At 39.0% G+C, this 13,168-nt stretch carries 11 protein-coding genes and 1 pseudogene; 8 read left to right on the forward strand and 4 right to left on the reverse strand.

Features of this window, described 5'->3' with window-relative positions; translation table 11 throughout:
- Nucleotides 1–30: 30 nt before the first annotated feature.
- From WOA13_RS05330 to WOA13_RS11625, 3 genes are all read left to right on the forward strand, one after another.
- The gene (locus WOA13_RS05330) at nucleotides 31–1,473 is read left to right on the forward strand and encodes a trimethylamine methyltransferase family protein (RefSeq protein WP_342126924.1); all 1,443 of its coding nucleotides are present in this window, start codon (nucleotides 31–33) and stop codon (nucleotides 1,471–1,473) included.
- Between the two features lie 502 nt (nucleotides 1,474–1,975).
- Complete coding sequence (gene cas1 / locus WOA13_RS05335; protein ID WP_342126925.1) at nucleotides 1,976–3,190, forward strand: CRISPR-associated endonuclease Cas1; 1,215 nt, start codon at nucleotides 1,976–1,978, stop codon at nucleotides 3,188–3,190.
- 25 nt (nucleotides 3,191–3,215) lie between these two features.
- Nucleotides 3,216–3,311: an SEC-C metal-binding domain-containing protein gene (locus WOA13_RS11625; RefSeq protein ID WP_419095407.1), complete on the forward strand. Its 96-nt coding sequence runs from the start codon at nucleotides 3,216–3,218 to the stop codon at nucleotides 3,309–3,311.
- Between the two features lie 51 nt (nucleotides 3,312–3,362).
- Here the strand turns inward: WOA13_RS11625 and WOA13_RS05340 are convergent, their stop codons facing one another.
- Entirely contained in the window at nucleotides 3,363–4,178 is an 816-nt protein-coding gene (locus tag WOA13_RS05340; RefSeq protein ID WP_342126926.1) for a hypothetical protein, read from the reverse strand.
- Between the two features lie 193 nt (nucleotides 4,179–4,371).
- Between WOA13_RS05340 and WOA13_RS05345 the strand changes: the two genes are divergently transcribed.
- Genes WOA13_RS05345 through WOA13_RS05355 form a run of 3 tightly spaced genes read left to right on the forward strand, consistent with a single transcriptional unit; the run spans nucleotide 4,372 to nucleotide 8,047 of the window.
- Complete coding sequence (locus tag WOA13_RS05345) at nucleotides 4,372–5,007, forward strand: hypothetical protein (protein WP_342126927.1); 636 nt, start codon at nucleotides 4,372–4,374, stop codon at nucleotides 5,005–5,007.
- Between the two features lie 12 nt (nucleotides 5,008–5,019).
- Nucleotides 5,020–5,352 (forward strand): HNH endonuclease, encoded by a 333-nt coding sequence (locus WOA13_RS05350; RefSeq protein WP_342126928.1) that lies wholly within the window; start codon nucleotides 5,020–5,022, stop codon nucleotides 5,350–5,352.
- Entirely contained in the window at nucleotides 5,345–8,047 is a 2,703-nt protein-coding gene (locus WOA13_RS05355; protein ID WP_342126929.1) for a DNA polymerase, read from the forward strand. The genes WOA13_RS05350 and WOA13_RS05355 overlap by 8 nt, the downstream gene beginning before the upstream one ends.
- Before the next feature lie 591 nt (nucleotides 8,048–8,638).
- Here WOA13_RS05355 and WOA13_RS05360 read toward each other — a convergent pair.
- From WOA13_RS05360 to mttB, 3 genes and pseudogenes are all read right to left on the reverse strand, one after another.
- Nucleotides 8,639–9,106, reverse strand: a complete 468-nt coding sequence (locus tag WOA13_RS05360) for a response regulator (protein ID WP_342126930.1) — start codon at nucleotides 9,104–9,106, stop codon at nucleotides 8,639–8,641.
- A gap of 176 nt (nucleotides 9,107–9,282) precedes the next feature.
- On the reverse strand, nucleotides 9,283–9,933 hold the full coding sequence (locus WOA13_RS05365; RefSeq protein WP_342126931.1) for a B12-binding domain-containing protein: 651 nt from the start codon (nucleotides 9,931–9,933) through the stop codon (nucleotides 9,283–9,285).
- 27 nt (nucleotides 9,934–9,960) lie between these two features.
- A pseudogene (gene mttB / locus WOA13_RS05370) lies at nucleotides 9,961–11,427 on the reverse strand ([trimethylamine--corrinoid protein] Co-methyltransferase).
- Between the two features lie 224 nt (nucleotides 11,428–11,651).
- On the opposite strand from mttB, the gene WOA13_RS05375 reads away from it, so the two are divergent.
- Both WOA13_RS05375 and WOA13_RS05380 read left to right on the forward strand, forming a co-directional pair.
- Entirely contained in the window at nucleotides 11,652–12,749 is a 1,098-nt protein-coding gene (locus tag WOA13_RS05375) for a DMT family transporter (RefSeq protein ID WP_342126932.1), read from the forward strand.
- Nucleotides 12,749–13,036, forward strand: a complete 288-nt coding sequence (locus WOA13_RS05380) for a hypothetical protein (RefSeq protein WP_342126933.1) — start codon at nucleotides 12,749–12,751, stop codon at nucleotides 13,034–13,036. Before WOA13_RS05375 ends, WOA13_RS05380 begins: the two co-directional genes overlap by 1 nt.
- Nucleotides 13,037–13,168 lie beyond the last annotated feature (132 nt).

Here is a 13,168-nt window from a genome sequence, read left to right on the forward strand (position 1 = left end):
AAAGCGAACATACTTTGATAAGAGGTTTTTATGTTAAATGGTCTGCAAGATAAAATGAGTGGAAAATTAGAGTTCCTTTCAGAAGATGACTGTGAGAAGATTCACTATGCTTCCCTAGAGGTACTAAGTGAAGTGGGTCTTAAAATTGAACCCGGATACGCATTGGATGCATTGGAAGAGATGGGTTGTGATGTGAACAAGCGAACTTCAATAGTCAAATTTCCAAATTATCTTGTTGAAGAATGCTTACGTGCTTGCCCTCATTCAGTTAAATTATATGGACTGGATTCAAAGTATGATATTAAGATGGAAAAAAAGAGAACATATGTCTCTACAGGTACAGGCTATGGCGTAATTGATGAAAAGGAAAATCTAGCGAGAGCTGGAAATTTAAATGATGTTAGAGAAGCTACACTGATTGCCCATCATCTGGATAATATTCATTCAATATCTCCCCCATTGGTGGGAGTTTCAGATAGCCCTGCAAATATCGCAACAGAGACAATATTAGCTGAGACTTTGAAAAATACTAACAAAACTATTGAATTTTACCTGACAGGAACCTCTGATTCAAAGCCGGAAGTTGATGACCTAATTTCTTTATGTGAACTTGTCGCCGGAGGGGCTGCAGAACTAAAGAAACGTCCATTTGCGATGCTTGCTCTCAACCCTGTATCCCCTTTAATATACCCTGAAGAGCAGATCTCATCTATTTTTAAGTGCGTAGATGCTGGAATACCTGTCGCGATTATGCCAGGTGCTGTTGGTGGTGCCACTGCACCCATAACAATTTCAGGAATACTCACACAGAGCAATGCTGAATTCCTTGGTGGCGTGGTACTTGCAAACATAGTTAAGAAAGGTGCACCGGTTGTTTACGCGCATTACAATTCAATAATGAATATGCAAACAGGAAACTATTCTGCCGGCTCAGTAGAGATGGGGTTAATAGGATCTTGCGTAGGACAACTAGGTAACTGGTACGGCATCCCAACAAATGGTTTTTTCCCTATGTCCGATTCGCACATTCCAGACCAACAAGTCGGTTATGAAAAAATGATGCAATGGGTCCTTTCTACTCTTGGAGGCATGAATTATTTAAATGGGGCAGGAAGTGTCGAAAACGGTACTCTGATCTCACTAGAACAGCTTGTAATTGACAACGAAGTTGTTGGAATGGTCGATCGCATGCTCAAGGGCGTTCAAGTTGATGACGAAAGGATAGGAATAGACACTATCAGCAAAGTCGGACCTGGAGGAAATTACTTCAAACAAGCCCATACATTACAATGGTCCAGAGATGAGTGTTTTATCCCAAAGATAAGTGAAAAGGAATCTTTTTCAAATTGGGAAGGGGAAAACGTCATAACAAAAGCAAAAGCAACAGTTGATGAAATGCTACGCAATGTTGAAACGCCAGTGGATAAAGATATAATCAAAGATATTGAACAGTTCCAGAAAGAGTTGCTGTGAAAAGTAGCAATCTTTCACTTAAGGAATATTAAAAAATAAGATATTTGAACTCAAAGTGTAATATAAGATAAATAAAAAATAATAGGGCTTTTAACCCCGTACTTCATAGCCGGGATATAGGTAAAGTGGGAAAAGGCAACTCCCGAAATTACTTTAACTATTCGTATTGGTAAGGGCCTAGCTCTATCAAATTTATTTGGATAAGTTGTGGGATGGTAACTCCCTAAACTTCTCGGTAATTATCTCTATATCCAAAATATCATTCATAAGCCCTGTTTTTTTTTAATAAGTTATAATCTTAATTTGTGTATTTTCAAATTTGTTAAAACGTAATCAGTAAGCACATTTTATGCATAAATTATATAAACTAAAAAGTACATTTCATATATGTACATTTCTATCAAATTGTTCAGCTAATTATCTGTAAGATTCAAAAAAAAAATGGTATTAAAATCGATGCATTAGCTTAGCTGATCTTTGGACTAATGGAAGGTAATCTACAATGAAAATGCTACTTCTAAACGGTCATGGAATTAACATGAGGGTTGATGCTGCTAAACTCCATATCAAAGATGGAAGATTTTCAACCACTGAAAAACCGCAAAAGTATGTGTTCTATCCAAAGAGGATAGATATCGATAGTATTGTTGTGTATGGTCGGAGCGGATCATTGAGTTTTGAGGCTATCAGATGGTTGATCAAACATAATGTCCAGATCTCTATACTCAATTGGGATGGCAAGTTATTGACAACAATGCTACCTTCTGAAAGTACCAATGTAAAGACTAAGTTTGCTCAGTATCGTGCCTATGAGGATGAGACGACACGAATCAAAATAGCAAAAAAGTTTATCGAAGCTAAGTTTGATAAGTCTCAGATCACGCTGGATTATCTCAAAGAGCGCTATCCTTCAATTGATTATGATTTCTCTGAAGAAACGAAGAAATTGGAGAAGGCTAAGAGAGTAAACGATGCCCTAGGTGCTGAGGGTGGTGTAGCCTCCAAGTACTGGAATGAATTCTTAAAAGCTATACCTGAGAAATACGATTTTGAATCTCGACTTAACCAGAGCGGGAGAGCCATAGGGGCTGGTGATATGGCAAATGCCATGCTTAACTATGGCTACGCATTGTTAGAGGCAGAGTGTCTGAGGGCCATTAACTCTGTGGGGCTAGATCCTCATGTGGGTTTCTTGCATGAAATGAATCCAAGTAAGAATAGTCTGGCTTATGATCTTCAGGAACCTTTCAGATTCCTTATTGATCTTGCTGTCCTTAACCTGATTGAGACGAATGGCATAGACAAGAAGGACTTCATCAGGACAGAAAATTATTCCTTGAGGCTCAGGCCCAGTGGGGCTAAGAAACTGACTGAAGAGATTAATTGGTGGTTTAACAAACGAGTTAGATATCAAAACAAAAATCCAATGTGGAATTATGTTATTCTCCTGAAAGCTAGAGAACTAGCTTATTATCTAACTGGTAAACGCAAAGAGATTGACTTTTTGAAACCACAATATCCGACAAAACGACAGGATTCAAGCAACATGCGACAGAAGATACTCAGTATATCATATTCGGATTGGAAAAAGCTAGGTTTTTCGAAAGGAACATTGCATTATATGAAGAAAAATGCAGAAGCTGATAAGCCTTTTACTCTTAACGCACATGTTAGGGAAAGGTTGGAGAATTGGAATAATCTTATTAAAAAAGTTTAATATCATCAAAATCTGGGAGCTTTTTATGTCAAATAATAAATTTGTTAGAAATGATTTATGTCCTTGTGGTAGTGGTATAAAACATAAAAAATGCTGTATGCCAAGACTTCAGTTCTCCTGATCCACCCTTTAGGTCTGAAACGTCTAATAGATTCCCTAGCAGCTCATTTGGTTACATAGAACTCTCAACGTTAACTTTGGATTCGTCTCTTATTCTGGCAAGAATATCTGCTGTTTCTGTCTCTCCTTCTTTTCTCAGTCGATTTTCCAGATAAAACAGTTCTGTCCTTCCATTTTCAATGACCTTGGCTGTGAACTTATCTCCATAATCACCTTGGAATATTGATAACTTGCCCACTTCAATGTCCTTTTTCAATCGTTCAAGAACAGACTTATCATTATAATATCCAAGGAGCTGGATAACAAAACGTCTTAGCATTGGACCATTTTTATGCCCCTCTGGATAGCTTTCTAACAAATTCCTTAATCCATCCAAAAAAGCAGTTTTATCACTCGGTTTTATTCCTTTAGTTGTGATATGCTCATGGAGAATCCTCAATAAGCTTTCTATTAAAATAGCGTCCTTACCATCTAAATTTAAAGCTAAAATGTCTAAATGACTTGAATCCAAAACGTACTTCTTCCCATATCTTTTTAATTCAGCCAGTACCATTTTTTTATCAATGTCATCTCCTTCACTGAGAAACTTAAATATCTCGTCCAAGTGCCTCTTCATCTCAGCAGTTTCTTTTAAAATCAGATACTTTGCTCGGTCATCCGGCTCTTCTTTGCCATACTTTCTAACCTGTTCAGCGTTCAAAGTTTCAAGTGGACCTTCATCTTTGGTCATTTGCTCCAGTTTTCTATAAATTGTTCTTTTACTCCCACTTTCTTCAGAATGGTTTTCTAGCAGGTGATCAACGAGTTGCCCCGTCCTCACAAAGCCATTTTTTGCTATGTATTCAATAATTATTATGTCAATATCCATGTTATAGTTCCTTTTTTTAATGTCAATAACTTTAATGATTAATGTAAAATTTAATGTCAAAAATCATGTCATTATGAACATATAGTCATTGATTGTTTTTAAATTTTGGTGATTAAAGTGCGCACGAAGTCGCTGATCAGAATTGTGCTTTCTCCTTACTTTATAGGAGGGGGTACAGAGAAGAGGTAGTAAAATGAACAGATTCTCAAAAAAATACAAAACATTTGAAGAATGGCTCAAAAACAAACCCCGAACATCCAAATATGCAAGAAGAATCATTGATTTGCATGAGCGATTTCCGCACCTAACTCTTGGAAAGATTCGTGAGCTTCACCAACATGACTATAATATTAGCATTGTTCCTTGGACTGAACTGTCACCGAAGGACAAAAGAGACAGAACACAGGTTTTGAGAGTTTTAAACTCTATCAGAAAGGGGAACTCGTTAACACATACACTTGATGAGGCTGGTGTCAGTAGGGACATAGTAATGCGACATCTTGGAAGAAATCTTCTCAAAAAAGCAGGAAGATGGAGTGCCAGACCTGTAGATAAGATACAGGTTGAGATGCCGATCAATACAAAAACTGAAGGAAGGACCTCAATAATAACTTCCAGTTCACAGGACAGAGCATTGATTGGTAAATACTTTGCGCATGTCCAAATTGCTCTGTATACTGGTGAGCCTTCAGAGCTTGATGATTTTAAAGATGTGGTTATCGTAGATGCCGAAGGTAAACCGCATAAGCTGGAAACGGATTTGGAGACCATTTATGAGATTGAAGAGGCGATGGAAGAGCCTGAGTTCTTTGAGATCTACAAGTATTGAGGAGGTGATTAAATGAACAAAATGACTTACAAGAACAGCATTAAGAAGCAGATACGTGAAGGAGAGCTGAAAGTTTGCTGTCGCATTTGTGGAGAGGATGATCCCCATGTGATCGAACAGCACCACATAGAAGGAAGAGCAAATTCAGATGTAACGATACCACTGTGCAAAAATTGCCATGCAAAAATCACCCATGAGCAGAATGCCTTGAAACCAGAATTCAGGTTCCGTAAAGCACCACCTAAGAATAAAGGTGGGTTCAGCATGGTCTCGATTGGAGCCCTCTTGGAAGTGGCAGGCAACATACTGATCAAAAATGCACATGAGGGATTGGACAATGACTAATGTAGCTGTCAGGACCTTTGCCTCAAGACCAGAAGTAAAGGCCCGAAACTATTCATTGAAGATGGATTCAGATATAAGCTATCCACGAGTCTTTGTTTTTGATACAGAGACAACGATTGATAGGTATCAGAATCTAAAGATTGGATACTTCCAGGTATATCAGGAGGATTTTTACCAGCAGGAGGGGGTTTTCTATGACCCCTCTATGCTCAACGAGAAGGAATCGAGATGTATTGTGGACTATGCATCAAAACATAATATTGAACTGTACACCTTAAAAGAGTTCGTGGAAGATGTATTTTATCCTGAAGTTTATAAGCTCAGGAGTCTGTGTATTGGCTATAATCTGGCATTTGATATCAGCAGACTTGCTCATGCTTGCAATCCATCTAGGAAGTGGTCAAAGGGTGGGTTTACATTCACCCTCTCCAAGAAGAAGGCAAATCCCCAGATAATTATCCGTAAGATGGGGGATGCAAATACCTTCAAGTTCACTACCACTAAGGAAAACAGGAAAAATGACTATTTTCCAGGTGATTTCTTGGATGTGCAAAGGTTAGCAGAAGTGCTACTCGAATCGGATCATATTTCACTCGCAAAGGCCTGTGAAAGATTGGGGACAAGAACGAGGAAAATAGCTGACATTGAATATGGAGATGTCACTGAAGACTTGATCGAATACCTCATTACTGACGTACGTGCAACTTATGAGGTCTACCTGAAATTGATGCAAGAACTGAAACTGTACAGCATACCCGTTCCGCCTACACGGATATACAGTGCTGCCTCAATGGGAAAGTATGCATTGGCAAGTCTTGGTGTAGTTCCATTCAGGGTACAAAACCCTGAATTTCCTCCTGAGATCGTTGGAAACATCATGGCTTCCTATTATGGTGGTAGATGTGAATGCATGGTCAGAAAAAAGACCAGGAAGACGACAGTTCTCGACTTTACGAGCATGTACCCAACTCTGGTACTTGAGATGGATCTCTGGAAATACATCATTGCAGATTCGATTGAAACACATGATGTTACTGATGAAGTTAAGGAGATGCTTCCAAACATCAATCATTCATATCTGCAGGATAGCAACAAATGGAAAGATTTCGTTGTTCTTGTGAAGATGGTTCCATGTGGAGATATCCTGCCAGTGAGAATGGATTACAAGAAAGAAGGGATGCTCAATGTGGCTCAGAACTATCTATCAATAGAATCTGAAATGTGGTATACTCTGCCTGATGTCATTGCTTCATGTCTGGTGACCGGTAAAGAACCAGAGATTAAAGAAGCTGTACGATTTGTGCCAAAGGGAGTACAAAATGATTTGGTTAAGTCTACCATCTTTGGAACTGAGATCGATCCGGCTAAGGACAATCTCATAAAATTTCTGGTGGAGGAAAGGCAGAGAGTTAAAGAGCAGATCAAAAAGATGGAGAAGGCAAATCCTCAATACAAACAGTTGGAGGACAGGAGCCGTGCGATTAAGATTCTTGTCAATGCCATGTGTTATGGGATTTTTATAGAACTTAATCCTGAAAATGAGAAGAGCAGTTTCAATGTTTATGGCCTTGCTGAGACCATTGCTTCAAACAGCTATTTCGAGAGACCGGGCAGATATTTCAATCCACTCATTGCAACAATGATCACGGCGGGTAGCAGACTGTTTCTGACCATGGCTGAAACACATCTGAAAAAGTCAGGACGCAGTCATATCTATATGGACACTGACAGCATCTTTGTACCACCAGAAACCGCTGATGATCTGATTAATCATTTCCAGCCCTTAAGTCCGTATGACACCAAGATCCCATTGCTCAAGAAAGAATGGAATAATGTTCTGTTTTATGGGATCAGTAGTAAACGGTATTCCCTTTACACGCTGAATGAGGACAGGATTGAACTTGCAGGAATGGGTGAAGACAGGTCATACAAACTTCATGGTCTTGGCCATCTTGCCAATCCATTTCCCAATGAGAATGATGACTGGCATGCAGAAGTATGGTATGATATACTCCGCTTACATCATGAGAAGACTGCATTGGAAGAGATAGTAGAGAAGTACGGTATGCTCTATTCACTATCCAAGTTTACTGTGAGCACTCCTGAGATCCTGGATTATTTCAAAACCGTTAATAAGTTGAGACCCTGGAAAAAAAGGATAAAGCCATTCAACTTTGCGTATACAGGATTCCAGACAATTCTGGAAGGGAATATGCCTGTGAAACCTCTGGTACCTTATACCAGCGATTCACAAACGGTAGTTTACGGTAAGTTTATCGACCTCTATACAGGCAAGGTCAAAGAAGGCATGAAATACTTCAAACCTTTGAGCAAGACCATAATCCAGTATGTAGACCATCGGGAGGTAAAGTTCAACTGTGTCACTGGTATGCTGGAAAGAAAGCAGATACTTGCCGATGGAATCATGCCCATTGGAAAAGAGACAAACAAGATAGATGAGCAGATATTGGATGGCAGGCAACCACAGGTATTCCTTAGTAATGATGAAAGGGAGAAGATCCTCGATAAGTTGCTGGAATTTCCTCAGAAAACTGCTGAAAAGCTGGGTGTTAACAGAGGGACCTTGGCAAAAATCAAACGAAAAATACGTAAGAACAGGTCTAAATTCAGGATGGATACTAAAGCTACTAAGAAACTGGTGCAGTATCTGTACTGGAACAATGTAAACGAGTGATCTTAAGCAGGATTCGTGCTAGTAAGTATAAAAATACTTCTAGCTACGTATTCTTAAAAAAAACTTTAAACTATCGAGTATACCTCTTAGGTATATATCTATGCCTTTAAAGTATATATTTATATTTTATATAGGCATATTTATGCCGCTTAACGGCATATCTATTACGTATATAGTTAGGTTTCTAACGGTTTTAGTTAGAAGATTAACGCTTTTAGTAAAATCCTTAACGCCTATAGTTATCGATTTATCCCTTAGAGATAAGTTCTTATTCGTTAAAGATAATTCTTTATCTCTTAGAGATATATACGTATCGTATAGATATTTATACGATATTATTTCTAGTTCGAATATAAACTTAGATATTTTGAGTAAAAATTGTAAATAGTCTATATCCTAGATTATAGTCTATTATCTTAGTCTAAATAAGAAATATACTATTTTTAATCTATTAAGCGATGTAAGAAGCAAAAAAAGAAGATTATCCCAAAATGAAGTTACTTTGATGTCATCAAAATCTCTTCGAGAACTATACCGTCAAAGTGCCTTTCCAAGAATTCTCATTTTTCCAGATATCTTATCCTGAATTCATCATACTTTGCAAAGTGTGGGTTTTGTTGCGTTTTCTTCCTCAATGCAATCTACAGAGCCGTCGAAGATAGAATTAATAATATGTGCCAAATGTTCATATCGAATGGGTTTCTTCAGATAGGCCTGATAATCTACTAAATCTGCTCTTTTGCGCGTTTCGATAGAGTAGTCGGCAGTAACAAAAACTATGGGAATGGAAGACAAATTCCGAATTTTCATAGCAGCTTCAATGCCATCCATACTACCTTTTAACCAAATATCCATAATTACAAGGTCAGGGTTAGTGGTTTCCAACAACGAAATAACATTTTCTCCTTTTGAAACTATGCCAGTTACAAAATAACCTTTTGCTTCAAGCATTAATTTAAACATGGAGGCAACACTTGATTGATCTTCGACAATAAATATCTTCTTATATTTCATAATACAACCCAAACCATTTAATGATTTGTTCTCACCATTTCCCATTAGCACCTACATTCATTCCAGACTTTTTTGTAAATCAATGGGAAATCTCCCCCCATTTCGTTTTCAGAAAAAGTGGTGAAATGGGGTTGTAAAACAATCTACGAAATGAGGGGGAGTTGGGGAGTTGTCAGAAAATGGTAGATACGTTCATAACGAACGCATCTTCATTCATGCCATTATTCAACCAATGCCTTGCACTTTACGACTGCATCGTTTGCGTTCTCAGCATAGATGTCTGCTCCGATCCTGTCTGCCCAGTCCTGGGTAACAGGTGCGCCACCGACCATTGTCTTTACAGAGTCACGGAGGCCTGCTTCCTTAAGCTGCTCTTCGATCTGCATCTGAAGGACCATTGTAGTGGTCATAAGTGCGGAAGAACCAACTGCAATTGGCTGATGTTCTTTGACTGCTGCGACGTAGTCTGCGACTGGTACATCACGACCAAGGTCGATGATATTGAAGCCAGCGATCTTGAGCATTGTTGCGACGATATCCTTACCGATTGTGTGGATGTCACCCTCGATTGTACCGATTGCGATCTTACCCTTGCTCTCTGTTGCTGCACCTTGCTTCTCAAGAATAGGTGTGAGGACTGCAACACCACCGCTCATTGCTTCGGATGCTGCAATAACGTGTGGAAGGAAAAGGGTACCCTGCTCGAACTGGTCACCGACTTCATTCATACCTGCGGTAAGACCATCCTGAATAAGGGATACGACGTCAACACCTGCGCCGATTGCTTCTTCACACACTTCTTCTACTGCTTCGTCATCGAAATCCATGACTGCAGCTTTTGCTTTTGCGTTAATTTCATCCTGTGTAACCATTTTTAAAACTCCTGAATTTCAACAAGTTTACATCAATGATCTGGCAACTTCATCAGCCTTTGCTACTACAGCTTTCATATCTTTCAAAATATCAGAATCAATTGGTTTGACTTGATGATTTTTCAATATGTCTACCACTTTATCATGTGCTGCACTCGCGAGGTCCTTTGAACCTGCAGACTTCCATTCATCATACATCCTACGATCTATAAGTTCAGGATTTGAAGGGAGGCTGATGTTCTTCAATGTGGTTTTGTGTCCAACAAAGTTACCGCCAGACCCTACTTCTCTAATCGCTTCATAGGCAAGTGTTTCTTCTGTAACTGGTATACTTTCACTGGATTTGTTTATCATACTAATAAACTCAGAGTCCATTACAAGCTTTTCAGGTGAAAAGGTCATACCCATTTCAAGCATACCAGCACCGTAGATGACATTGGCACCTGCATATGCAGGAAGAAGACCAGTAATTGTTGCTTCATGTCCAGCTTGAGAATCTGGTAACTTGGAATCTACCTACATGCCTGCTACATAAGATGGGATATTGTAATATTTTCCAAGCTTTGCAACACCTGCATTTATCATTCCTAGTTCAGGGCAACCGATTGATGCTGTTCCTGACTTTATATCAAATGAAGTTGTTGAGCTACCATAGAATGTGGGATGTCCTGGTTTTAATAGCTGAATTAAGACCAAAGCGGCAAGTATCTCGGCATTATGAGTCACGAGTGTTCCTGCCAGGAAGATTGGTGCTGATGCTCCACTCATTGCCATACTAAGATCTATAATTGGCATATCATACTTAGTGGCTTGGAAAATTATTTCGCAGAAATATTCGTCAATTTCTAAAGGACTGACAGGACAGCCTCCTAATGTAATTACGGACTTTTTATGTGCTTCTTCCTCATCTCCACCATAGAGTGCCTTATTCATCTCGAAGTAATAGCTTATCTCCCATGGTTCAGCTTCGGCCATAACCAAATTTTTAGAAGTATTTTCATAACAACACATTACTTCATGTGTTGACTTCGAAATGGGCTTATCATTCAAATCCATTGCTGTTACTGGAGATGCAACAACATTTATATCGGACAAAGAATCTGCAATTTTTGTCATGTCTGCAATATCCTGCAGATAACTATCCCTCATATGATATGTATTAGGTCCCTTGTACTCCGCTATTTTGGTTCCAACACCAAAATTACACCAGTTAACCTTCTTCCCATGGGCATCCATATTGACAGTATTCTTTTCATCACGACCATACATTTTGAATGACGATGGTGCTGTCTTTATTGCTTTATTGACAAGTTCTTCTGGGAATTTAACAACCATTGTAGCTTCGTCGACCTCACATCCATTTTCCTTTAAAACTTTCCTCGCATTGTCATGTGATATCTTTATTCCAGGATCTGCCAACACTTTTAGCGTAGCCTGATGAATATTTTTTATGTCATCGTTGTCAAAGAGTTCCAATTGAAGTAAATTACTCATTTTCTTATCTCCTTATAATTTATGATGGTGTAAATCTTCTGGTTTTTGACTCACATCCACAATCCTTCAATTGACATAACTAGTATTTATTTTTTTCTATCCAATAGGTATATTTATATACTAGAACATTAAAAACATTTATATATCATCACCTGCAATGTTTTGTTGATCCATATGATTCAGTAAGAGAGAAATTGTAACAATGGATCAAATGAGGTGTCTATATGAGAAAAGACCTTGAATCGATAATTAGAAATGAAAACAAAAACCGCGTAAAATGGGGCTTTGTAATTGGTCTCATCTGTTCAGTTGTGTGGGGTGCCGGATATGTGGCACTGGATCTTATGTGGCGTGTTACACCATTTGCAGAATGGGCTGTATTTCCCGAAGGTCCGGCAGGATTTTTTATAGCCACGTTATGCATAGGTTCTGCATTTGCCCTTAGTGCATTGATTATTCTAACTGTATTTTGGCTCGGTGGCACTGGTAAAATTGCTGACCTCCCGAGAACCGTTCTTAATTTTAAGCTTTCTAAATGGTATCTTATCTGTGCGTCATTTGGAGGGCCTGTTGCAATTTATGGAAGTGTTTTAGCAGTAGGTTATGTTGGGGCAGCTTTTGCAGCTTCAATTGCACTTCTTTGTAGTGTGGTTGCAACCATTGCTGCGAAAATTTGGTACGGTGAAAATATTTCCCAAAAAACATGGGTGGGACTTGCTTTTATCCTTGTAGGCGGCATATTTATTGTAAACCCGATACAAATGCTGGCAGAAATTGCTAACCCTGCATCTCCTGATGGGGTTTGGCTTGGTTATCTTGGAGGAATGATGGCCGCTGTTGGTTTTGGGCTTGAAGCTGCAGTTGCTGGTCGTATTTTGGATGTGACAGATGCAGATTCTGGTTTACTAACCCGTATAACGGCCGAAGTTTTGCTGTGGTTTGTTATTATTGTACCATTTTTCATGATTATTTTTGGACCTGGTGCTATTGTTACAGCCATGTATGCAGCTTTTACAAGCATACCATTCATAGCATTGGTTGTATTAGGCACACTCACGCTAAATCTTGCATATGTCTTCATGTATAAGAGCTATCCACTGATTGGCGTGGGACGTGGTGTGAGTATTTCCACACTTTATGCAGCCTGGTCAATATTATTCCTGATGATATTTTTGGGGATCCCGATCGGGTGGTGGATTCTGACAGGTGCTGCCATGGCAATCGTTGGTACTTTTGTAATGTACTGGGAAAGCGGTGATTCTTTGCTAGAATGTACGCGTGATTGCAATGTCGCACTGGATGAAGTTAAAGGGGGCAAATAATGATGCGGTTGCCAATGAAATCAAGGCTTATTCAACTTCTTTATGAAAAGGGTGAAGCATGGGACTTTGAATTGACTAACTCTTTGCTTATAGAATATGGAAAGTCTGGTGACTACTGGAAATGGATGGCTCGTTTCTGGATGACTGAACTTGCTGCAGGTGGCATCCTTAATATTGTTGATGTGGAGGCAGACGATGGAAGTCATTTTGCAAACGATAAGGTGTTGTACAGATACAACCTGACTGACTTTGGAAAGTCACGTGTTGAAGAAGTATTGGGGGCTTAAACATGTTTCTCGAAGGATTATGGGCATTTGAAGGTGCAGGTTACCTCTATTTGATCCTGGTACTGTTCCTGGACATAGTAGCCCTGTATATAGGTCGGACGTTTATAAAAAAAATTTGATTCATCTATGATG

The organism is Methanococcoides sp. LMO-2, assembly GCF_038432375.1.
Lineage (GTDB): Archaea > Halobacteriota > Methanosarcinia > Methanosarcinales > Methanosarcinaceae > Methanococcoides > Methanococcoides cohabitans.